General features: G+C 67.4%; 19 protein-coding genes. 12 read left to right on the forward strand and 7 right to left on the reverse strand.

Translation table 11 applies throughout. The features are described from left to right. Positions 1 to 186: 186 nt before the first annotated feature. Positions 187 to 2,601 carry a penicillin acylase family protein gene (locus IAG39_RS16565; RefSeq protein ID WP_223283313.1) on the reverse strand — a complete coding sequence of 805 codons (2,415 nt, stop codon included), beginning with the start codon at positions 2,599 to 2,601 and terminating at the stop codon, positions 187 to 189. Between the two features lie 299 nt (positions 2,602 to 2,900). Here IAG39_RS16565 and IAG39_RS16570 point away from each other — a divergent pair, with 299 nt between their 5' ends. The 7 genes from IAG39_RS16570 (at position 2,901) to IAG39_RS16600 (ending at position 8,168) form a co-directional block, all read left to right on the forward strand. Further along, positions 2,901 to 4,109, forward strand: coding sequence for an amino acid ABC transporter substrate-binding protein (locus IAG39_RS16570; RefSeq protein ID WP_118933090.1), 1,209 nt, complete (start codon positions 2,901 to 2,903; stop codon positions 4,107 to 4,109). Positions 4,110 to 4,127: 18 nt separating this feature from the next. Next, positions 4,128 to 4,991 carry a branched-chain amino acid ABC transporter permease gene (locus IAG39_RS16575; protein ID WP_118933091.1) on the forward strand — a complete coding sequence of 288 codons (864 nt, stop codon included), beginning with the start codon at positions 4,128 to 4,130 and terminating at the stop codon, positions 4,989 to 4,991. Then, entirely contained in the window at positions 4,988 to 5,935 is a 948-nt protein-coding gene (locus tag IAG39_RS16580; protein WP_118933092.1) for a branched-chain amino acid ABC transporter permease, read from the forward strand. The genes IAG39_RS16575 and IAG39_RS16580 overlap by 4 nt, the downstream gene beginning before the upstream one ends. Next, complete coding sequence (locus tag IAG39_RS16585) at positions 5,932 to 6,666, forward strand: ABC transporter ATP-binding protein (protein WP_118933093.1); 735 nt, start codon at positions 5,932 to 5,934, stop codon at positions 6,664 to 6,666. The genes IAG39_RS16580 and IAG39_RS16585 overlap by 4 nt, the downstream gene beginning before the upstream one ends. Further along, a complete protein-coding gene (locus IAG39_RS16590; protein WP_059379766.1) occupies positions 6,663 to 7,385 on the forward strand; it encodes an ABC transporter ATP-binding protein in 723 nt (240 codons plus the stop codon). The genes IAG39_RS16585 and IAG39_RS16590 overlap by 4 nt, the downstream gene beginning before the upstream one ends. A gap of 144 nt (positions 7,386 to 7,529) precedes the next feature. Further along, positions 7,530 to 7,937: a hypothetical protein gene (locus IAG39_RS16595; protein ID WP_118933094.1), complete on the forward strand. Its 408-nt coding sequence runs from the start codon at positions 7,530 to 7,532 to the stop codon at positions 7,935 to 7,937. Positions 7,938 to 7,946: 9 nt separating this feature from the next. Beyond that, complete coding sequence (locus tag IAG39_RS16600) at positions 7,947 to 8,168, forward strand: YMGG-like glycine zipper-containing protein (RefSeq protein WP_013393765.1); 222 nt, start codon at positions 7,947 to 7,949, stop codon at positions 8,166 to 8,168. A gap of 51 nt (positions 8,169 to 8,219) precedes the next feature. Here the strand turns inward: IAG39_RS16600 and IAG39_RS16605 are convergent, their stop codons facing one another. From IAG39_RS16605 to IAG39_RS16620, 4 genes are read right to left on the reverse strand one after another with little or no spacing between them, the layout of a single operon-like run. Beyond that, the gene (locus IAG39_RS16605; RefSeq protein ID WP_165867796.1) at positions 8,220 to 9,050 is read right to left on the reverse strand and encodes an SDR family NAD(P)-dependent oxidoreductase; all 831 of its coding nucleotides are present in this window, start codon (positions 9,048 to 9,050) and stop codon (positions 8,220 to 8,222) included. After that, positions 9,047 to 9,787, reverse strand: coding sequence for an SDR family NAD(P)-dependent oxidoreductase (locus IAG39_RS16610; protein WP_223283325.1), 741 nt, complete (start codon positions 9,785 to 9,787; stop codon positions 9,047 to 9,049). Before IAG39_RS16610 ends, IAG39_RS16605 begins: the two co-directional genes overlap by 4 nt. A gap of 22 nt (positions 9,788 to 9,809) precedes the next feature. Beyond that, a complete protein-coding gene (locus IAG39_RS16615) occupies positions 9,810 to 11,138 on the reverse strand; it encodes an MFS transporter (protein ID WP_059379807.1) in 1,329 nt (442 codons plus the stop codon). A 22-nt stretch (positions 11,139 to 11,160) separates the two neighbouring features. After that, positions 11,161 to 12,105, reverse strand: a complete 945-nt coding sequence (locus IAG39_RS16620) for an alpha/beta hydrolase (RefSeq protein ID WP_118932013.1) — start codon at positions 12,103 to 12,105, stop codon at positions 11,161 to 11,163. 161 nt (positions 12,106 to 12,266) lie between these two features. Between IAG39_RS16620 and IAG39_RS16625 the strand changes: the two genes are divergently transcribed. Then, on the forward strand, positions 12,267 to 13,169 hold the full coding sequence (locus IAG39_RS16625) for a LysR family transcriptional regulator (protein WP_118932029.1): 903 nt from the start codon (positions 12,267 to 12,269) through the stop codon (positions 13,167 to 13,169). Positions 13,170 to 13,214: 45 nt separating this feature from the next. On the opposite strand, the gene IAG39_RS16630 is transcribed toward IAG39_RS16625, so the two are convergent. Next, the gene (locus tag IAG39_RS16630) at positions 13,215 to 13,892 is read right to left on the reverse strand and encodes a hydrolase (protein WP_118932012.1); all 678 of its coding nucleotides are present in this window, start codon (positions 13,890 to 13,892) and stop codon (positions 13,215 to 13,217) included. Between the two features lie 143 nt (positions 13,893 to 14,035). Between IAG39_RS16630 and IAG39_RS16635 the strand changes: the two genes are divergently transcribed. The 4 genes from IAG39_RS16635 (at position 14,036) to IAG39_RS16650 (ending at position 19,909) form a co-directional block, all read left to right on the forward strand. Further along, positions 14,036 to 14,941 (forward strand): LysR family transcriptional regulator, encoded by a 906-nt coding sequence (locus IAG39_RS16635; RefSeq protein WP_118932011.1) that lies wholly within the window; start codon positions 14,036 to 14,038, stop codon positions 14,939 to 14,941. 135 nt (positions 14,942 to 15,076) lie between these two features. Continuing rightward, positions 15,077 to 16,468: an alginate export family protein gene (locus IAG39_RS16640; protein WP_165867795.1), complete on the forward strand. Its 1,392-nt coding sequence runs from the start codon at positions 15,077 to 15,079 to the stop codon at positions 16,466 to 16,468. Positions 16,469 to 16,494: 26 nt separating this feature from the next. Next, positions 16,495 to 18,183 carry an amidohydrolase gene (locus IAG39_RS16645; protein ID WP_118932009.1) on the forward strand — a complete coding sequence of 563 codons (1,689 nt, stop codon included), beginning with the start codon at positions 16,495 to 16,497 and terminating at the stop codon, positions 18,181 to 18,183. Positions 18,184 to 18,436: 253 nt separating this feature from the next. After that, positions 18,437 to 19,909: a hypothetical protein gene (locus tag IAG39_RS16650; protein WP_118932008.1), complete on the forward strand. Its 1,473-nt coding sequence runs from the start codon at positions 18,437 to 18,439 to the stop codon at positions 19,907 to 19,909. Positions 19,910 to 19,952: 43 nt separating this feature from the next. Here IAG39_RS16650 and IAG39_RS16655 read toward each other — a convergent pair whose 3' ends face one another. Next, the gene (locus IAG39_RS16655; protein ID WP_165867794.1) at positions 19,953 to 21,191 is read right to left on the reverse strand and encodes an EAL domain-containing protein; all 1,239 of its coding nucleotides are present in this window, start codon (positions 21,189 to 21,191) and stop codon (positions 19,953 to 19,955) included. Positions 21,192 to 21,350: the final 159 nt, after the last annotated feature.

Here is a 21,350-nt window from a genome sequence, read left to right on the forward strand (position 1 = left end):
GCCGCGCCCGCAACCGTCGGTAAGCACCCTTGTCAATTCAGCCGCGCAAGGCATGCCTGCCGCACCCATGCGCGACCGCAGGCGGAAAGTTCAGGTTGCATAACTCTCGCCTGCCTGCGTTTGCACGCCGTTCGATCACCCAGGCCACGCTGATCGAACGGCGCTCCACGGGACGCCTGGCCTGAATCAGCGCTGAGCCGGCCGCAGATTCAGGGTGCCGGCCTTCTCGCTATCCACCTTGGCGCGGCTGAACGCCATGGGGAAGTACTCGCCGGTAGCCCAGTCCTTGAGCAGGTTCTGGTAGTACGGGCTGCGCGGGTCGGCGGATTGTCCCGGCACGTTCTGCATGCGCGAGTTGTCCCAGTCGGCCACGTCGATCACCTGGCGGTACGACGCGCCGCTGGTCTGGCGGAAGTCGCTGGTGCGGAACGTGGCGCGGTGCACGGTGTCGTTGTCGCCGCTGACCGGATAGCGCGGCGTGCCGTAGGCATTGGCAGTGGCCTCGGGCAACAGGCCGGCCAGGCTGTGCTCGAACTGGATGTGGTGCAGCTTGCCCCACTGCCATTGCGAGGAATCCGGTCCCAGCTTGGCGCGCAGTTTCTGCAGGCCCTCGTTCAGCGCCTGCAGCAGCAGCGCGTCGCGGCCCTGCTGCGGCTGCGCGCCGAAGGCGCTGTCCGGCGTGGCCAGCTTCTCCAGCGTTTTCGCGGTGGACAGATTGCCGAAGGCGGCGCGGCCGTTGGCCGGCACGTAGAGTTCAGTCACGCGCTTGACGACCTCGGGCAGCCAGAACTCGTAGACGGTCGCCGCGCGCGATTCCGTTCCCACGCGCGCATCCCAGTCCTTCAGCATGCTCAAGGCCTGCGACGTCGCGGGATCGGCCGAATTCAACGACTTCGCGTAGCCCGTCAGCGTGCGCGCCGGAATGGACAGGTTGTCGTACTGCAGCGCCTGCGAACTCTGCACCGTCTGCCCCTTGCTGTCGGCCAGCACCTCGCGTATGCGCTGCACGCGGTACGGTTCGGCCCAGGTGCGGGCCGACATGTCCTTATAGCGGTAATCGGCCGGCAGGTTGTATTCGTTGGCGGTGGCGATATAGCCTTCGGGCGGGTTGTAGGCGCGGGGCAGCGCGCTGCCGGGCAGCACGCCGCGCCATTCGAACTCGCCATTGCCCGGCACCGGCAGCATCCCGGACCAATCCGCGCGCGGGCGTATCGGCGCGATGCTGCCGCCAAACCAGCCGATGTTGCCGTCGACGTCGGCGTACACCATGTTCTCGCTGGGGGTGTAGTGCTTCTCCATGCCGGCGACGAACTCGTTCCAGTTCTGCGCCTGGTTCAGCCGCAGGCTGGCAAGATAGGCCGCGGTTCCGGGGAATTCCAGGTAGGCCGCCCGCAAGGCATAGGCCTTGCGCTTCACCGGATCCACGTAAATCACCGGGCCGTGGCGGGTGAACTTCAGCTGGCGCACCGCGGCGGACTGCCCGCGCACGGGGATCGACTCGTCCACCTGCCGCATCTTTTCCCAGCGGCCGTTGTAGCGATACTCATCCGGTTTGGCGGGGTTGGTGTCGTAGACGTACAGGTCTTCCTCGTCGCCGAAGGCGAAGATCGTCAGTCCGAAAGCGATGCGGTCGTTGTGGCCCATGGACACGCCCGGCAGCGCCGGTTCACCGGCGCCGATCACGTTCCAGCCCGGCGCGTTCAGGTGCACCATGTAGCGCAGCGATGGCATGGTGATGGACCGGTGCGGATCGCCCGCGAGGATGGGCTTGCCGCTGGCCGTATGCTGCCCGGCTATGGTCCAGTTGTTGCTCTCGTAGCGGGTCGCCATGGGGTCGAACGCAGGATCCAGCGACGCCAGCAGGTTGGCGGACAATTCCTGCGCGAGTTTTTCGCGCTCCGCGGCCGCGAGCGGGCTGCGCGGGAAGTCGGCGGCGACGAATTTCTGGCCGTTGCGCGCCAGGTTGTAGTCCCCCAGGACCTTGCTGTCGACGTCGCGCACGTCCAGTCCGGCGGGCACCTGCAGCGCCAGGGGCGGCTCGAAGGTGCTGAGTCCCTGCACGGCGTTCAGGCCCAGCGCCGCGACGCGTTGCGCCATCCGCACCTCTTCGCTGAGGTTGCGGGTCAGGCCATAGATGCGGATGAGCGAGGTCTCGGGGCTCCAATAGCCGGGTTCGGTGCCGGTCAGCTTGAATTCCGGCGGCATCTGTTCGGGATTGGCCTTGACCCAATCAATATAGGCATTGATGCCCGCCGCGAAGGACGTGAGGATCGCCTTGCCCTGCGGATGGTAGCTGGCGAATTCGGCCTGCATATCGCCGCGGTACAGGAACAGGCGCGCGGCGCGGTCCTGCTCGACAAAGCGCGGGCCGAACTGTTCGGCCATCTTGCCCTCGCCCTGGCGGCGCCAGAGGTCGAGCTGCCAGAGGCGGTCGCGCGCCGCGTTGAAGCCTTGGGCGAAGAACAGGTCGTCCTGGTTCTGCGCGTAGATGTGGGACACCCCGTGGCGGTCGCGCACGATCTCCACGGGCTGGGACAGCCCCTTCATATCGACGGTTTCTTTTTTGCCTCCGGGCGATGCGCAGCCTGCCAGCACTGCCATGAGCCCGCTCGCCAGGAATGCCGCGGCCCTGCGATTGAACATACGCATTGACTCCTCCTCGGGTTTATTTGTCTTCTATCTGCCTGTCGGGCATCGAGGGTCATGCCGCCCAATGCGACAGTCAGGGCCGCTCCAGGCCCTTGCCATATGTACAACCAAATCGGCTTGCGGTGGAACGCTGTTTCATTTGATCAGCTTAGTCAGAATATGTAACCAGCGCCGACCCCTGCCGAGGTTCAGGTAGACGTAAACGCATGGGCAGAAAATGGACCGCATAGGAACTTGCAGGAGACATCATCATGTCTCGGAGACTATTGCTCGCCCTGCCCGTCCTGGCGCTGGCCTTGTACAGCGCCGCCGCGGCAGCGGCGCCGGCGCCCGATGTCCTGCTGGGCGCGTCCGTGCAACTGACCGGCCCCGTCGCCAACACCGGCCGCTACTACCGCGATGCCTACCAGATGGCGGTGGACCAGATCAACGCCGCCGGCGGCGTGAAGATCGGCGGCGAAACGCGCAAGCTGGCGCTCAAGATCTACGACAACCAGTCGGACGTCAATCTGAGCGTGCGGCAGTACACGCAACTCGTCACGCAGGACAAGGCCAATCTGTTGCTGGGTCCCTTCGCCAGCAATTTCGCGCTGGCCGACTCGGCGGTGTCGGAAAAGTACAAGGTGCCCATGGTCCAGGGCGGCGGCGCCTCGGATCAGATTTTCTCGCGCAAATTCAAGTACATCTTCGGCACGCTGGCGCCGGCCAGCAACTACTTCGGCAGCACCGTGGAAATGCTGAAGATGCTCAAGCCCGCGCCGGCCAGCGTGGCCTTGCTGTATGCGGATGACGCCTTCGACGTCTCGGTGGCCGAGGGCACCCGCCCGTTGCTGAAATCCGCGGGCCTGCCCATCGCCATGGACGAGCGCTACAGCACCAACGCCACCGACTTCAACTCGCTGCTGTCGCAGATCAAGAGCAAGAACGTGGATGCGGTGCTGGTGGCCGGACACGAAACCGAGATCCTGAATTTCGTGCGCCAGGCCAAGAGCCTGGCCGTCGCGCCCAAGATGTATTCCTTCACCGTGGGCGTGCCGTCGGAGGATTTCCGCAAGGCGCTGGGCCGCGACGCGGATTACGCCTTTGGCATGACGGCATGGCTGCCTTCGGCGGCCTTGAAGGACCGCTGGTTCGGCGACGCGGAGCAGTTCGCCCGCGCCTACAAGGCCAAGTTCGGCTATGACCCGGACTATCACGCGGCGTCCGGCGTGGCCGACGTCGAAGCGCTGGTCTACGCCATGGAAAGCGCCGGCAGCGCCAATCCGCAAAAGGTGCGCGACGCCTTGGCCAAGATCAGGTTCGACAGCCTGTACGGCCCGGTCGCCTTCAACGCCCAGGGGCAGATCGACCTGCCTCAGGTGGTGATCCAGGTGCAGGATGACCGCTTGGCCGAGATCTACGGCGCCAAGGGCTTCATCACGCAGCCCAAGTATCCGATGCCAGCCTGGAACGCGCGCTAGGACCGGCGGGAGGACACGATGGATCTGCTCGCGCAAATCCTCGTCAACGGCATACTGCTCGGCGGGCTGTATGCCGTGATGGCGCAAGGCCTGGCGCTGGTCTGGGGGGTGCTGAACATCGTCAACCTGGCGCACGGCGCGTTCATCATGCTGGGCGCGTACGCGTCCTGGTATCTGTACAACGACGCGGGCGTCGATCCCTTCCTGGGCCTGCCCTTGACGGCGGCGGCGATGTTCCTGCTGGGCTACGCCTTGCAGCGCGGGTTGCTCAATCTGGTGGTGCGCGCGCCCATGTTCAACACCCTGCTCATCACCTTCGGTCTGGAGGTCGTGCTGACCTATCTGGCGCAGCTGGCGTTCTCGGCCGACTTCCGCACCATCAACCCGCCTTATGCCGGCGACAGCTATGCGCTGGGTCCCGTCACGCTGCCCATGGCGCGGCTGGCCGCCTTTGGTGTGGCGCTGGCCATCACGCTGGGCATGTGGCTGTTCCTGCTGCACAGCCGCCTGGGCCGCGCGATCCGCGCCACCGCGCAGAATCTGGTCGCCGCCAGGCTCTATGGCGTGGAGCCGCGCCACCTGTACGCGGTGACGTTCGGCCTGGGCCTGGCGTTGGCAGGCGCGGCCGGCGGCCTGTACGGCACGGTCTCGCAGATCAATCCGTACATCGGCGCCACGCTGACCGCGAAGTGCTTCGCCATTTCCATCATCGGCGGACTGGACAATCCGCTGGGCGTGATGGTGGGCGGCCTGTTCCTGGGCATCGTCGAATCGCTGACCACGCTGTACGTGGGACCGACCTACGCCGATGTGGCCAGCTTCGGCATCCTGGTGCTGGTGCTGCTGGTCAAGCCCAGCGGCCTGTTGGGCAGAGCGGCATGAAGACGCCGCGCGTACTGCTGGCATTGATGGCGCTGGCCGTGCTGGCAGGCGTGCCCTGGTATGGCTCCGACGTGCTGGTGCAGTTCGGCATCAACACGCTGTTGCTGGCGGTGCTGGCCCAGGGCTGGAACATCATCGGCGGATACGCCGGCTATGCGTCCTTCGGCAATTCTGTCTTCTATGGATTGGGCAGCTACGGCGTGGCCATCGCCATGGCGCAGTGGGAACTGCCATTCGCCGCGGGGCTGGCGCTGGGCGTCGTGCTGGCCCTGGTCTTCGCGGTGCTGCTGGGCATGCCGGTGCTGAGGCTGCGCGGCCATTACTTCGCCATCGCCACCCTGGCGCTGGCGCAGGTCATGACGGCCATCGTCTCCAACATCGGGCTGGCCGGGCAGAACATCGGACTGGTGCTGCCGCCGCTGAACAACGACCCGCTGTTCTACGAACTGGCCCTGGGCCTGCTGACGCTGGCCACGCTTACCGTCGCCTGGCTCACGCGCAGCCGCTTCGGCTTCGGCCTAATCGCGATTCGCGAAAACGAGGAAGGCGCGGCCGTCATGGGCGTGAACACGACGCTGTACAAGGTGACGGCGTTTGCCATCTCGGGGGTGTTCAGCGCCCTGGCCGGCGGCATCCATGCCTACTGGATAACCTTCCTCGATCCTGAAAGCGCCTTCGACATCAGCCTGAACGTGAAGATGATCATCATGGCCGTGTTCGGCGGCGCGGGCACCGTGCTCGGCCCGGTGGTGGGCGCGTTCTCGCTGTCGGCCATATCGGAACTGCTGTCCAGCGAGATCACCAGCGTGGCGGGGCTGTTCTACGGCGCGGTAATCGTCGCGGCGGTAGTGCTGATGCCGCGCGGTCTGGCCGACCTGCTGCGGCGCGCGCGCAAGTCGGGCTGGCGCTATTTCGCCGACAACATACGGGCGCACCGGCTATGAACCCGATCCTGGACGTGCGCAACGTGACCCGAAGCTTTGCCGGGCTGGTGGCCGTGAACCAGGTCAGCTTCACGCTGGCCGAGGGCGAGATCCTCGGCCTGATCGGTCCCAACGGCGCCGGCAAGACCACGCTGGTCAGCCTGATCAGCGGCACGCTTGCGCCGACCGCGGGCGAGATCCTGTTCCAGGACAAGCCGATAGACGCATTGCCGGCGTACAGGCGCGCCCGCCTGGGCATAGGCCGCACCTTCCAGATCATGCGGCCCTTCCCCGGCCTGTCGGTGCTGGACAATGTGGCGGTGGGCGCCTTGTTCGGGCATGGCGGCGGCCAGCCCAAGCTGGCGCTGGCGCGCGAGCAGGCGCGTGCCTGCCTGGATTTCGTCGGCCTGGGCCGCGCGGCCGGACAGCGCGCCGACGAGCTGGGCGGGCCGGGCCGCAAGCGGCTGGAACTGGCCAAGGCGCTGGCCATGCAGCCCAAGGTGCTGCTGTGCGATGAAGTCATGGCCGGGCTCAACCTGGTGGAGATCGACGAGGTCATCGAGGTCATCCGCAAGGTCCGCGCCAGCGGCATCAGCGTGCTGGTGATCGAACACGTCATCAAGGCGATCAAGAGCCTGTCGGACCGGCTGCTGGTGCTGCATCACGGCGAAAAGATCGCGGACGGCGCGCCCGACGAGGTGCTGGCCGACCCCGAGGTGGTGCAGGCCTATCTGGGCAAGAGGCGCGCATGAACGACGCCGCCGCCCCGCTGCTGAAGGTGGAAGGGCTGAGCGCCGGCTATGGCGAACTACCGGTGCTGCAGGACATTGCGCTCGAGGTCCGCCGCGCCGAGATCGTGGCGCTGGTGGGCAGCAATGGCGCGGGCAAGACCACCCTGCTGCGGGCGCTGTCGCGGGTGCTGCCCTGCACCGGCAGCATCGTGATGGACGGCCGCCAGCTGTCGCGCGCCACGCCGGACGAGGCCTTCGCCAGCGGCATGGTGCAGGTGCCCGAGGGACGCCAGCTGTTCGACCGCATGACCGTGCAGGACAACCTGCTCATGGGCGCCTACCGCCGCCGCGGCAAGGCGGCCGTCGCGCGCGACCTGGACCGCGTCTACGGCTACTTTCCGCGGCTATCCGAGCGCCGCCGCCAGCTCGCCGGCAGCATGTCCGGCGGCGAACAGCAGATGTGCGCCATGGCGCGCGCGCTGATGGCCGCGCCCGCGCTGATGATGATCGACGAAATGAGCCTGGGCCTGGCGCCGGTGGTGGTCGAGCAGTTGATGGAGGTGTTGGCCGGCATACGCCAGGAAGGCGTCACGGTGCTGCTGGTGGAGCAGGACATCCACCTGGCGCTGACGGGTGCCGACCGCGGCTATGTCATGGAAACCGGCCGCATCGCGCTTTCCGGTCCGGCGCAATCGCTGCTGTCCGATCCCAAGGTTCGGCAAGCCTATCTGGGAATCTGAACCGGTCCGCCGCGCCTCTTGCGCCGGCCTGCTTTCGAGCCTACATTGATTGTTGTCGCCCGCCGCCCGGCCCTTGCAAGCGCGCGGCGCGTATGGCGTCACTGGGTTGTTTTTCTGTCTTTTGTTCCTCCAAGGAGCGATGCGATGAAAGTGAAACACCTGTTAGGTCCTGTAGCGCTCGCGCTGTCGTTGCTGGTCGCCGCGCCGGTGACGGCGGCGCCTTCCGATCCAGCGCCCATCGTCACCGGGAAGCAATGGACGGAGTCCGACACAAATCTGAAGAAGGCCTACCTGCTGGGCATGGCGAACCTCATCCAAGTGGAGCAAGCCTATCAGCAGCGCCGCGCGCCGGCCGACAACCAGACGCTGATCCCGCGCTTTGCCAAGGGTTTGCAGAGTCATACGCTCGATTCGGTGCGCGAACGGCTGGATAGCTGGTACGCCGCCAATCCGACCCGGATGGACCGCCCCGTGGTCGAAACGCTCTGGTTCGAAATCGTCGCGCCCGCGGCGCCGGCCACCCCCGCCGCTCCCGCCAAGCGCGCCCGCTAGGAGTCAGCCATGAAAGTCATCCGATCGATTGCCATAGGCCTCATGATGGGGTCGCTGGTTGCCTGCACCAACATGAGTTCCAAGCAGCAAGGCACGCTGTCGGGCGCGGCCATCGGCGCGGCCGCCGGCGCGGGCATTGCCGCCATCGCGGGCGGCAGCGGCTGGACCGGGGCCGCCATCGGCGCCGCCGCCGGCGGCATCGCCGGCAACATCTACGGCGACAAGCACTAAGCCTGCGCCCTTGCGCAATGGCCAGTCCCGGGCCGCGGCCCGGGACTGTCGCTACAGATTGCCGGTGGACTTGCCGATCCGCCAGTACACCCCTCCTCCCGTCATGCCGCCGTCGACCGGCAGGTCCGCGCCGGTGATGAACGAAGCCTCCGGTCCCAACAGGAACATCACCGCCGCCGCGATCTCGTCGGCATCCGCGCCGCGCGACAGCGGCGTGGCGTCGCGGTTGCCTTCATAGAACAGGCGCGCCCGGCCTGCGTCATGCACGGCATTGGGCTGCATGATCATGGGTGTTTCCACCAAACCCGGACATACCGTGTTGACGCGTATGCCGCGCCCGGCCAGTTCCAGCGACGCCGCCCGCGTCAGGCCGCGCAAGGCCCACTTGCTGGCGGTGTAGGCCGCGCTGAAGTAGCCGGTGAGTCCGGCCGTCGAAGATGTATTGACGATGGCCGCGCCCTGCGGCATCAGCGCGGCCAGGTTGCGGATAGCGAGGAACGGCCCGTCCAGATTGATGTCCAGCAGCCGCCGCCATTCCGCGTGCGTGGTCTCGGTCACGGTCTTGCGCAGGGTCACGCCGGCGTTGTTGACCAGGCCGTAGAGCGGCACGCCCCCCTGCGAAATCTCGTCCGCCAACGCCAGCCAATCGGACTCGCGGGCCACGTCCGCCACCCGGATGCGCAGCCGTTCGGCATCCGCGCCCGCCGCCGCGCGCAAGTCCGTCCAGGTCGCGTCGCCTTCGGGCAAGACGTCCAGCGCGTAGACGGTCGCGCCGGCCTGCAGCAAGCGCAACGCCTCGGCCGCGCCCTGCCCTCTGGCCGCGCCCGTCACCACGGCCGCCTTGCCGTTCCACCACGACGCCAGATCTTTGCCGTCGCTCATGTCTTGGAGACTCCGCCGTCGACCATCAGCACGTGGCCGGTGACATAGGCGGATGCCTGCGAGGCCAGGTACAGCGCCGCGTCGGCGATCTCGGACGGCTGGCCCACGCGCCGCGCCGGCAGCCGCTCGACGTATTCGGCATAGGTGGCGGCATCGGCGTGCATCCAGCTGCTCATCGGCGTTTCAATGAAACCGGGCGCGATGGCGTTGACGCGCAGCCCCTTGGGGCTCCACTCCAGCGCCAGGCATTGGGTCAGATGGGCCACGCCGGCCTTGGCCGCCGCGTAGTCGGCGCAATTCGGGCGCGGCTTGACGCCGGCATAGCTGGACAGGTTGATGATGGCGCCGCTGCCTTGCGCAATCATGTGCCGCGCGGCCGCCTGGGCGCCGAAGAACGTGCCTTTCAGGTTGATGTCCATGGTGCGTTGCCAGGCGGCTTCGTCCAGGTCCAGGGCGGGCATGCGCGCCATGAAGCCGGCATTGTTGACCCACACGTCCAGCGCGCCGTACCGCGCGGCCACCGCGTCGGCCAGCTCGCGCACCGCCTGCGCTTGCGTGACGTCCAGCTGGCGGCAATCCGCGTCCACGCCCGACAGCGCCTCAAGGTCCAGGTCGGTGGCGACCACGGTCGCGCCCTGCTGGCGGAACGCCGCCGCCATGGCGCGACCGATACCGCCCCCGGCGCCCGTGACGACCGCGATTTTCCCTGCCAGATCCGGATAGTTCATTTTGCTCATGTGATGATGGAAAGATTGAAGTTCAGTTGAATGCCGCGCGCTTGGCGGCCTTGTTGGCGGCATTGCCGGATTCATCGCCCGGCAACCGGATGTCGTTGAGGTCCATGCCCGCGGTTTCCTTGATGAGGAAGGCGCCGGCAAAGGCCATCAGCCCCAACGCCCCCACATAGGCCGTGTAGACCCATTCCAGCCCCTGGGCGCCCAGCCAGGCATTGATGTAGGGCGCGGTGCCGCCGAAGATCGCGACCGACAGCGAAGAGATGAAGCCCACCCCCATGGCGCGCGCGCCGGTAGGCACCTGCTCGGCCACCACGGCCGGGAAGATCGCCGCCAGCAGCGCCCAGACCAGCAGCCCTATCAGTTGGCCCACGAACAGCGTCCAGGGCTGGTCGGTCACGATGTGCGACACCGGAAACACCGCCAGCGCCACGCCCAGGCCAAAGGCCATCACGATGGGCTTGCGGCCGTAGCGGTCCGCCATCCAGCCGCAGACGGGCAGCCACAACAGGCACACCAGCTGCGCGATCAGGCTGGCCGTGTAGGCACCCGCCGGATCCATGCCCTTGGTCGCGATGGCCGTGGCCGGCGCGAAGGTGACCCAGGTGTAGTAAGTGGCGTTGGACGCCGCGGCGATCATCACGATGTTGCGCGCAATCTTCAAGGCCTGGCGCGCCGACACCTTCTGCGCGCCGCCCTGCTCCGCGCTGTGTTCGAAGACCTCGCTTTCGCTCGCGCTGCGGCGCAGGAACAGCGCGTAGACGCCCAACAGCGCCCCCACGCCAAAGCCCACGCGCCAGCCCCAGGCTTCCATCGCGGGCTTGCCCAGCCAGGACGTCAGCAAGGCGGCCAGCGCGGTCGCGGCCATGACGCCGATGGTCACGCTGACGAACACCGAACTCGACCACAGCCCGCGCCGCGCCGGCGGCGCGATTTCGGCAACATAGGTATAGGCCACGCCGGACTCGCCGCCATGCGCCAATCCCTGCATCAGGCGGCAAATGAAGAGCAATACCGAAGCCAGCACCCCGGCCTGCTCATAGGTGGGCAGCAGCGCGATCGCCAGGCTGGTCAAGGCCAGCAGGCACATGGTCAGGACCAGCGTGAACTTGCGGCCGTAGCGGTCGCCGATGCGGCCGAACAGCCAGCCGCCGATCGGCCGCGCCAGGAATCCCCCCGCGAACACGGCCAGCGTGGCCAGCAGCGCCGAGCCGCGGTCGGACGGGTCGAACAGGTTCATGGCCAGATAGGCCGAGAACGTGCCGTACAGGGTCCAGTCGAACCATTCCAGGGCATTGCCCACCGCCGCCGCGCGCAGCGAAGCCTGGCGGCGTTGGCGGTCCTGTGTCTCCATCATTATTGTCGTCGTCATGTTCTTATCCGTGCTGGTCTTGGCCGAGGTGCCGCGCGAACCAGTTGGCCGCGGCGCTGCTGGTGCGTTCGAAATGTTCCGTGTAGACCGAGTAATGGCCGCCGGGCAGCAGCAGCAATTCCTTGGGCTGATGGGCCGCGTTGAAAGCGTCCTGCTGCAGATCGGCAGGCGTCAGGCCGTCGCCGACGGCGACGATCATCAGGAGCGGCGTGGGCGCGATGCGCCGCACATACATGCCGGGCTCATAGGCGCGGGCCAGTTCCAGTGACCGCAGCGTGACTTCATTGACCCAGCTCGGGCAGCGGCGCGCTTCGCCCGTCATGTAGTTGTAGGAGTCCGGGCCCGGATACGCGACCGGCGCGTCGGGATCGGCATCGACCATGCGCAGCGTCGCCGGCGGCTGGCCCGCGTCGCGGGCCTCGCGGTCGGCTTCGAACGCGGCCTGCAGCGCCTGCGCCTTGTCGTAGCGCACGCGCCGTTGCGCCGCCGAGAACCCGCTGGTGGTGGGAACCTGGCTGACCACGCACTTGACGCGCCGGTCGATGGCGGCAACCGTCAGCGCATGGCCGCCGCTGTAGCTGCTGCCCCAGATGCCGATACGCTCGCGGTCCACTTCCGGACGCCGGCGCAGATAGGAAATCGCCGAGCGGAAGTCCTGGATCTGCCGCTGCGGATCGATCTCCTGGCGCGGCATGCCCTCGCTGCGGCCGAGATTGCGGAAGTCGAAGGTCAGCGCGGCCAGGCCGCGGGCCACCACCGCGGCCGCGTACTCTTCCAGGTCGCCCCCCGCGACCATGGACCAGCCGTGCGCGAGCGCGACCGCGCCCACCGGGCCGCTGGCCTGCTCGGGCCGGTAGAAGGTGCCGCGGACCAGATCTCCTTCGACCAGGAATTCAATCGGCTCCGCCGATCCTTTTAGACCTGTTCGTTCTGGCACAGATGAACTCATGCCTGTCTCCTTATCGCCCATCAATGGGCTAAGCTTGTGTGAACAGGTCGAATTCTGCCCATCGGGCCTGGAGCGAACAAGCGCTATTATTCACGCCATCAATCGTTAATTCCGATTGATATAAGAATGACCACTACGCGCGCGCAATGCGCCCCGAAGCCATGGATCTACGCCAATTCGATTGTTTTCTGGCCGTCGCCGACAAGCTGCATTTCGGCCGCGCGGCGGAAGCGCTGCACATGAGCCAGTCCTCCGTATCGGAAGCGGTCAAGGCGCTGGAAAAGACGCTGGGCGCCCCCTTGTTCGAACGCAGCAGCCGCCGGGTGGCGCTGACGCCGCTGGGCGTAACCCTGCAACTGGGCGCGGGACCCGCCGTGGTCATGCTGAAAGCCGCGCTGGACGACTGCAAGCGCCAGGCCGCGGGCAAGCCGCGCCATCTGCGCATCGGTTTCCTGGGCGGCGGCTTCTACGAGCTATACCGTCCGCTGGTCTCGGAGTTCAAGGCGGCGCATCCCAACGTGGAACTGGAGTTCGTGGAACTGACCTATGTCACCCACTACGCGGCGGTCGCGGACGGCTCGGTCGACATCGCGTTCTGCCGTCTGCCGCTGGGCGCGGACGGCCTGTGCCATGGGCCCATCGTGCTGCGGGACCAGCGCATGCTGTGCGTCCCGCTGGATCATCCGTTTGCCGAGGCGACCCTGCTGGACCCCGAGCTGCTGGCCGAGGAACGGCTGGTGCGCATGGTGCCGGGATCGGTCAACCAGGAATGGCAGGACTATCACTTTCCGCGCCATACGCCCAAGGGCAAGCCCATCGGCGACGGCCCGGTGGTGCGCACGATCCGCGAAGGCATTGCGGCGGTGAACACGCGCGTAGGCCTGCTGATGCTGACCAAGCGCGCCGCCAGTTACTACGCGACGCCAGAGATCGCCTTCGTGGAGATAGACCTGCCCGCCATGCCCTCGGCCCTGGTCAGGCGGGTGGACGACCACCGGCCCATCCTTCAGGACCTGGAAGCCTTGCTGCTGCGCATCGCAGAGCGGCATGGCGTGGCGGCCTGATCCGGGCGGCTTGCGGCCGGATCAGGCCGCCGAGGCGCAAACGCATCAGCGCTGCGAATCCAGCACTTCGTTGTTCTTCACCACTTCCTGCGCCTTGGAGTAGCTTTCGATCAGCAACTGGTAGGCCGGGAACACCTTGGTATAGACCTCGGCCCACTGGATGGCGTCTTCGCGGTTCCAGGTCTTCTGCAGCTCCGAGGCCACGGCCGCGGTGTCCATCGGCACCACGCCGGCCTGCACCACGCGCGCCAGCGTGATTTCCTGGGCCATCTTGGTGTACGTGCCGGAGGCGTCGATCACCGCAAACACCTTGTAGCCGTCGGCGACCGCGCTGATGGCGGGGAACGCCATGCACACGCTGGTGATGGTGCCGGCAATGATGAGCGTCTTGCGGCCGGTGGCCTTCACGGCGGCAACGAACTCGGGATTATCCCAGGCGTTGATCTCGCCCTTGCGCGCAATGTATTGCGCATGCGGGGCGTTGGCGTGGATCTCCGGAATCAGCGGACCGTTCGGGCCTTGCGGCACGGAAGCCGTGGTGATGACGGGCATCTTGGCCAGCGTGGCCATCGACGCCAAGGCGCCAGCGCGGGCGCGCAGTTCCGGCATGGGCATGTCGCCCACGGTCTGGAACAGGCCGCTCTGGTGGTCGATCAGCAGCATGACGGCGTCGTCGGCGTCGATGACAGGACGTTGGCCGTTGAAGTTGGCGGGTGCGGACATGGTGTACTCCTAATTTGGAAGGTCGACGGCTTGTGGCCGAATCAGAAGCCTTATGGCTGCACAAATATTAAAAATGGAACAAAATTAGCGGAAGACCCATTTTTTGCTTTCAGCGTTCTATTTTTTGAACCAAAAGGGATGCCATGCAGGATCTCAACGACCTCTTCTATTTCGTGCAGACCGTCGAGCACCAGGGCTTTGCACCCGCGGGACGCGCGCTCGGCATGCCCAAGTCCCGCCTCAGCCGCAGGCTGGCCCTGCTGGAAGAGCGCCTGGGGGTGCGGCTCATCCAGCGCTCCACCCGGCACTTCATGGTCACGGACATCGGCCAGACCTACTACGAGCGCTGCAAGGCCATGCTGGCCGAAGCGGAAGCCGCGCAGGAAGTGATAGACGCGGCCCAGGTCGAACCGCGCGGCGTGGTCAAGCTGACCTGCCCGATCGCCCTGCTGCATACCCATGTGGGCGGCATGCTTGCCGACTTCATGATCAAGTACCCGCGCGTGGTCATACAGCTGGAAGCCACCAACCGCCGGGTCGATGTGCTGGGTGAAGCCGTGGATGTGGCGATCCGCGTGCGCCCGCCTCCGCTGGAAGACAGCGAGCTGGTCATGCGCGTGCTGTCGGACCGCGGCCAGAGCCTGGTGGCCAGCCCGGCCCTGACGGCCGAATGCGGCCAACCCACGACCCCGGACGACTTGGGCGCATGGCCCAGCCTGGCGCTGGGCTCGCCCAACCAGACCTATCGTCTGGAGCTATACAAGCAGGACGGGCAGCAAGCCACGGTTTCGCTGGCCCCCAGGATGATCACCACCGACATGATCGCGCTGCGCAACGCGGCGGTGGCCGGCGTGGGCGTGGTGCAGCTGCCGACCATGATGGTGCGGGAACAGTTGCAGGCGGGACAGCTGGTCCGGCTGCTGCCGGATTGGGCGCCGCGCCGCGAGCTGATACACGCGGTGTTCCCATCCCGGCGCGGCCTGCTGTCGTCGGTCAGGGCCTTGGTGGATTATCTGGCGGAGCGCTTCGGGAAGTTGCAGGAGGACTAAGCCCCAGCGTTCCGTTTTCAGGACAGCCAGGACGAAAAATGGCGACTACCGACGCCATTGTCCTTACTTTATCTTGCCGCCTGGTTTCTTTTACCGCTGTCGACGCCCGCATGCGCCGGCTGCAGCCCAGGCAACTTGAACTTCCACCGATTCGCAATCCTTCCGCTGGCCGCGCTGGCATTCGGCGCCGCGCAGGCCGCCGAACCCGCGCTGCCGCCCATCGATCCCTGGCGTTATACCGAGGACTACAGCTACCTGGCCGACCCCGCCCAACGCACCGGCGCCTGGGGCGAAGCCGGCAAGTGGATCCGGCTGGGCGACTCCTCCGCGCTGACCCTGGGCGCCGAGCTGCGCGCCCGCTATGAACGCTACCGCAACAACGAATTCGGCGACGCGACCGTGCCCGACGAGGGCTACCAGCTCTACCGTTTCCTGCCCTATGCCGACCTGCGGCTGGGCCGGCAGGTGCGCGCCTTCGGCCAGTTGAACCTGACCCATGCCGAGCGCGACGCCGGCTCCATCGGGCCGCCCGACGACACCGGCAGCGATGTGCTGCAGGCTTTCGTCGACATCTCCCTTGCCGGCGATGCCGGAACCTGGACTGCGCGCGCGGGCCGCCAGGTCATGGCCTACGGCAGCGAACGGCTGATCTCCGCGCGCTACGGCCCCAACGTGTTGCGCTCGTTCGACGGCGGCGCGCTCAGCTGGGCAGGCCAGGGGCTGCGCGTGGACGGCTTCCTGGTGCGCCCGGTGCGCAACGATCCCGACGATTTCAGCGACCGCGCCGACCCGCAGCGCAGGCTCGGCGGCCTTTACGGCACCTGGTCCGCGCCCGGCGGCCTGGCCGACACCGGCCTGGATGCCTACCTGCTGTCCTTGTCCAGCGACTCGGCCAGCTACAACCAGGGCAGCGGTCCTGAAACCCGCAATGCGCTGGGCGCACGCTACTTCGGCAAGCGCGCCTCCTGGCGCTGGGACCTGGAAGCGGTCTACCAATACGGCAGCTTCGCCGGCGCGCCGGCGCGGGCCTGGTCGCTCGCCAGCGATGTGAGCTACACCTTCCGCGGCGCGCCGCTGCAGCCGCGCCTGGGGCTGAAGGCCAACATCATCAGCGGCGACCGCAATCCCGACGATCCCAAGCTCCAGACCTTTGCCGTCTTCTTCCCCAAGGGCAAGTACTTCGGCGAAGCGGGCCTGATCGGCCCTTCCAACCTCATCAATCTGCATCCCTCGCTCACGCTGGACCTGGGCTCCGGCTGGACGCTGGGCACCGCGGCGGTCTTCTATTGGCGTCAGAGCCTGCAGGACGGCGTGTATGGCGTGTCCGGCAATCTGCTGCGCCCGGCCGGCGCCAGCCGCGCGCGCTACATCGGCACGCAAGCCGACGTGGTGCTGGGCTGGGAAGTGTCGCGCCACCTGAGTTTCGAAGCGGCCTACTCGGTGTTCCGGCCTGGAAGCTTCATCCGCGATACGGGCCGCGCCGAAACCGTCCATTTTTTTGGCCTGGAAGCGCTATGGCGCTACTGAACATCCTTGACGACCGGAGACTACACATGAAAAGAACCACGGCGCTCGTCCTCGCATTGGCAGCCGCGCTGCCCTGCGCCGCCCACAGCCGCGACGCCGACCTGGTGCTGCGCAACGGCCAGATCATCACCATGGACCCCGCCGCGCCGCGCGCCACGGCACTCGCGATCCAGGGCGAACGCATCGTCGCGGTGGGCGGGGACGGCGATGTCGAGCAACACGTCGGACCTGCCACGCGCCAATTGGATCTGCAAGGCCGTACGGTGATACCCGGCCTCATCGACACTCATATCCACGCCATCCGCGGCGGCCAGACCTATGCGTTCGAAACCTACTGGTATGACGCGCCCAGCCTGGCGGACGCGCTGGGCCGGCTGGCGCGCGACGCCGCGCAACGTCCGCGCGACCATTGGGTCGCGGTGGTCGGATCCTGGCATCCGCGGCAATTCCTCGAGCGCCGCGCGCCCACGCGCGCCGACCTGGACCAGGCGGTTCCCGGGCATCCCGCCTATGTCCAATACCTGTACGACTACGCCCTGCTCAACAGCCGCGGCATCGAAGCCCTGGGCCTGGACGCCCCGCAGCCGCCGGAACTGCACGGCATCACGGTCGAGCGCGACGCGCAAGGCCGCGCCACCGGCAGGCTGCTGGGCGGCATCGGCCCGTTCAACGCGCTGTTCGCCCGCCTCAGCCATACCGCCGACCGTCCCGCCGGACTGCAAGCCTTTCTGCGCGCCATGAACGCGCGCGGGTTGACCGGCTTCATCGATCCGTCGGCCGGCGCCGCTGAAGCCTACGAGCCGCTCTACGCGCTGCGCGACCGCGGCGAACTCACCGTGCGTGCGGGCTACCGGATCTCGGCCCTGCGCGCAGGCGGCGAGGCGCAATGGTTCCGCGACATCATGGCCTTCCGCCCGCCGCGCCATGACGACGGCAAGCTCGCGTTCCTGGGATTGGGCGAAAACCTGGTGTCCGCCATGAACGACGGCGTGCGCATGGGACCGGGATTCAAGCCGCCGGCCGAAGCGCGCCAGGAACTCGCCCGCATCGCCCGCTACGCGGCCGAACGCCGCATCCCGCTGGAGATCCACGCCTACACCGACGATGCCGCCAGCGCGATTCTCGATGTGTTCGAGGAAGTCGGCCGCGACCACGACCTGCGTCCGCTGCGCTGGTCGATCGCGCACCTGAACACCGGCTCGCGCCGCACGCTGGAACGCATGTCGCGCCTGGGGCTGGCCTACACGGTGCAGATGGGTCCGTACTTCGAGGGCGAGGCGATACGCGCGGCCAATCCCAAGGGAACGGAGCAGGATTCGCCGCCAGTGCGCACGGCGCTGGACCTGGGTCTGCCGGTCGCGGGCGGCACCGATTCCACCCGCATCGGCGTGGCCGGGGTCTGGCAGGCGGTGGAGTACCACGTGCAGGGGCGCGCCATCGGCGCCACGGTGCTGCGCGAGCCCGGCGCCTTGCTCACGCGGGAGGAAGCGCTGGCGCTCTACACCCGCCAGGCCGCCTGGCTGGCGTTCGACGAAGACGACCGCGGTCAACTGAACGCCGGCAAGCTGGCCGACCTGGCAGTGCTGGACCAGCCGTACCTGACGATGCCGGCGGACCAGATCCACGCCATCAATTCGGTGCTCACGCTGCTGGGCGGCAAGCCGGTGCATGACGCCGGGGTGTTGCCGGCGCCGCCGGCCAAGGCGGTCCGATAAAGAACCTCGTTGGCGCGCGAACTGGTGGCGCAGCAGCGCTGGCCCCACGCCAGACTGGACTGCTGAACCTGCCGCCGCAGGTGGCGGCATTTTGTCATCGTCTTGAGTTCCGAACGCAGGACGCAGCGTACGGTCGCCGCCACTTCCAAAAGACCCTGCGATCGGGCAGGCATGACCCGCCGCCGCCGGCCTCTCGGCATACACTGCTACGCGCCATGCCAGTCCCGGACCCCGCCATGCCGACGCTCAATCCATGATGTACCTACTGTGGTCGTTACCCGCCCTGGCCGTCATCGGCGCCATCGCCAGCGGACGCCTGACCACCACCGCCGCCGCCGTGCTGGGCCTGCTGGCTGCCGTGCCCATCGCCCTGTATGCGGCGCCAGCATCCTTCGGCGCCGGGCAGCTCGGGCTGGCGCTGGAACGCGGCCTCTGGATAGGTTGGATCATCACGCCGTACATTCTGGGCGGGCTGCTGTTCTGGAACATGGCGGCGCAAGGACGCGCGCCGCACGCGGCGGCGGACGGCGCCAAAGCCGCATTGGCCCATCCCCTGGCGCGCCGCCGGCTGCTGTTCTTTGCCTGTTTCCTGGTCGGCCCTTTCGCCGAATCGGCCACCGGCTTCGGCGTGGGCATGCTGGGTACGGTGCTGCTGATCCGGCCTTTGGATTTGAAGCCACGCGAAACCATGGTGTTCGCGCTGCTGAGCCAGACCCTGATCCCCTGGGGCGCCATGGGCAGCGGCACGCTGCTGGCTTCGGCCTACGCGCGCGTCCCGGCGTCGCAGCTGGCGCTGTACGGCATGGTGCCGGTCGCCTTGTTGACGGTATTGTGGATGCTGCTGTATTGGCGCACCGCCAGGCGCGCGGGCTTGCGGGCCGAACCCGCGGAGCATGTGCGCGAAGCCGTCTGGATGATCGCGAGCCTGGGTGCCCTGAGCGCCGCGACGGCGCTGCTGGGACCGGAAACCGCGCTGCTGTCGGCCTACGGCCCGCTCATCGTGCTGCGCTTCCTGCTGGACCGCCGGCCGGACCGGCCCCGGATGATGGCGGCGGCGCGCAAGGCGCTGCCCTATATCCTGATGATTGCGTGGCTGGTGGCCACGCGCTTGCTGCCAGGACTGAACGGCGGCCTGGCCGGACTGGCTGCGTTCAAGCCATTTCCGGACCTGCCCGGTTGGATGCCGCTGCTGCATGCCGGCAGCTGGCTGATCGCGGGCGCCGTGCTCATGGCCGCCTTCTGCCGCCAGCGCGGCCTGCTCGCGGCACAGGCGCGCGCGGCCTGGACCACGGGACGGCACGCGGTTTACTCCGTGTTCCTGTTCGCCATGATGGCCGAAGTCCTGGCCGGCGCCGGCATCTCGCAAGCGTATGCCGACGGCCTGTTCGCCGGCCTGCAGGACTGGACCCTATTGATCACGCCGCTGCTGGCCGGCGTGTTCGGCATCCTGGCCAACAGCGGCAATGCGCCCAACAGCCTGTTCATGCCCGCGCAGCTGTCGCTGGCCTTGAATGCGGGCCTGAGCGTGCCGGCCGCGGCAGCGCTGCTGCATGTGTCGGGCACGTCGATGGGAATTTTTTCACCCGTGCGGATGTCGATCGCGGCCGGCCTGGCGCATGGGCGCGGCGAAGAGCGCGGCGTGTATGTGCAGTTGCTGCCTTATGCGCTGGCGGCGTTCGGACTGCTGCTGTGCCTGGCGGTACTGGTGGTGCTGACCGGAGCCTGATCGCGATCCGCGACTCGCCCGCGATGTGCGGTGCGCGCCGGCTTCAGGCGCGTGCGTACATCCGCAGGATTCCATGTCCGATCACGCCCTGGCTGAGCGCGTACTGGCTGAATGCGCCCAGCGGCATCGGCCTGCCATGGAAATACCCTTGCGTGACCTGCGCCCCCAATGCGCACACCATGTCGTATTCCTCCTGGGTTTCGATGCCTTCGGCCACCACCGTCATGTCCAGCGACCGCGCCATCTCCACGGTGCAGGCCAGGACGTCCTGGGCGTGTCGATGGCGACTCGCACGGGAGATCAGGTCGCGATCTATCTTCAGTTCGTCGAAAGGCGCGCACAGCAGCCGGTCGAGCGAGGAATCGCCGGTGCCGAAGTCGTCGATCGCGCAGCTGAAGCCGCGCAGGCGCAGTTGCGTGACGGCCCCAGCCAACGCCCCATTGGAGCGGGCGCCCCCGTCCTCGGTGATCTCGATGACGATGCGGCTCGGATCCACGCCGGCGAACTCGGCGCGGTCGGCCACGTCCTGCGCCCAGCAGATGGACCTTGCAACGGTCGCCGGCACGTTGATGCTGATGACGCAATCGGGCCGGTTGCCGAGTTCGCGCAGCGCCTCGAAGGCGCGCGCCAGCATGTGGTCGGTCAGCGATCCGAGCAAGCCGGCTGACTCGAAAGCCGGCAGGAACGCGGCCGGAGGAATCATCGTGCCGTCGTCGGCGACCCAGCGGGCCAGCATTTCGGCGCCGCGCAGCTCGCCCGTCGAGACGCAATGCTGCGGCTGGAAGTATGCGGTGATCTCGCGCTGCGCCAGGGCGCGGCGCAGGCGTTCGGCGTCCAGGCCGGCCAGCGCCACGCTGCTGCTCTGCGCCGCGGCGCGCAGCGTCGCCGCGCCATCGGCCAGCGCCGTCCGGGCCAGGGATTCGATCATTGCAATCAGGCAGGCCGCTTCCAGCGGCTTGCCCAACGCGGCAATGATGGGCAGGCCGCGATTCCTGGCGTAGGCCGCCGCGGCCTGCAGGATCCGGGACGGATGGCTGCTGGCGATCGCGATGCCGCCGCAGCCGCCGGCCTCGGCCAGCGCGTCGATCATCTGCAGCCCGGTGCGGTCCGTCATGTCGAGGTCGACGATGACCAGATCCCACTGCCGCTGCTGGATCGCCGCCACGGCCGACGCGCCGTCGTGCGCCACCGCCACCTCGGGCACGCCGATCTTGCCCAGCATCCGCGTCAGCGCGGAGCGTTGGAGTTCGTCTTGATCGACAACCAGGGCGGATTTGAGCATGATGTTCCTCATGAACGGCGGGCCCATGACGCTGCGGCAAGGCGCCTGCAGGCGGGAGGCCAGGCAGCGAACTGCCGACGAATTCATTGTTCCACCCGCGGCCGGGAACGGAAATCAGCCGAGTCCTATTTTCCGTTTTTGGCCTGATTGGCTCTATCA

It is taken from the genome of Achromobacter xylosoxidans (assembly GCF_014490035.1).
Classification (GTDB): Bacteria; Pseudomonadota; Gammaproteobacteria; order Burkholderiales; family Burkholderiaceae_B; genus Achromobacter; species Achromobacter bronchisepticus_A.

Coding starts and splice junctions, on each gene's coding strand:
- IAG39_RS16605 (WP_165867796.1), bottom strand. CDS start 9,050: ATGAGCGACGGCAAAGATCTGGCGTCGTGGTGGAACGGCAAGGCGGCC.
- IAG39_RS16600 (WP_013393765.1), top strand. CDS start 7,947: ATGAAAGTCATCCGATCGATTGCCATAGGCCTCATGATGGGGTCGCTG.
- IAG39_RS16570 (WP_118933090.1), top strand. CDS start 2,901: ATGTCTCGGAGACTATTGCTCGCCCTGCCCGTCCTGGCGCTGGCCTTG.
- IAG39_RS16565 (WP_223283313.1), bottom strand. CDS start 2,601: ATGGCAGTGCTGGCAGGCTGCGCATCGCCCGGAGGCAAAAAAGAAACC.
- IAG39_RS16585 (WP_118933093.1), top strand. CDS start 5,932: ATGAACCCGATCCTGGACGTGCGCAACGTGACCCGAAGCTTTGCCGGG.
- IAG39_RS16575 (WP_118933091.1), top strand. CDS start 4,128: ATGGATCTGCTCGCGCAAATCCTCGTCAACGGCATACTGCTCGGCGGG.
- IAG39_RS16595 (WP_118933094.1), top strand. CDS start 7,530: ATGAAAGTGAAACACCTGTTAGGTCCTGTAGCGCTCGCGCTGTCGTTG.
- IAG39_RS16635 (WP_118932011.1), top strand. CDS start 14,036: ATGCAGGATCTCAACGACCTCTTCTATTTCGTGCAGACCGTCGAGCAC.
- IAG39_RS16630 (WP_118932012.1), bottom strand. CDS start 13,892: ATGTCCGCACCCGCCAACTTCAACGGCCAACGTCCTGTCATCGACGCC.
- IAG39_RS16650 (WP_118932008.1), top strand. CDS start 18,437: ATGATGTACCTACTGTGGTCGTTACCCGCCCTGGCCGTCATCGGCGCC.
- IAG39_RS16625 (WP_118932029.1), top strand. CDS start 12,267: ATGGATCTACGCCAATTCGATTGTTTTCTGGCCGTCGCCGACAAGCTG.
- IAG39_RS16610 (WP_223283325.1), bottom strand. CDS start 9,787: ATGAGCAAAATGAACTATCCGGATCTGGCAGGGAAAATCGCGGTCGTC.
- IAG39_RS16620 (WP_118932013.1), bottom strand. CDS start 12,105: ATGAGTTCATCTGTGCCAGAACGAACAGGTCTAAAAGGATCGGCGGAG.
- IAG39_RS16590 (WP_059379766.1), top strand. CDS start 6,663: ATGAACGACGCCGCCGCCCCGCTGCTGAAGGTGGAAGGGCTGAGCGCC.
- IAG39_RS16645 (WP_118932009.1), top strand. CDS start 16,495: ATGAAAAGAACCACGGCGCTCGTCCTCGCATTGGCAGCCGCGCTGCCC.
- IAG39_RS16655 (WP_165867794.1), bottom strand. CDS start 21,191: ATGCTCAAATCCGCCCTGGTTGTCGATCAAGACGAACTCCAACGCTCC.
- IAG39_RS16580 (WP_118933092.1), top strand. CDS start 4,988: ATGAAGACGCCGCGCGTACTGCTGGCATTGATGGCGCTGGCCGTGCTG.
- IAG39_RS16615 (WP_059379807.1), bottom strand. CDS start 11,138: ATGGAGACACAGGACCGCCAACGCCGCCAGGCTTCGCTGCGCGCGGCG.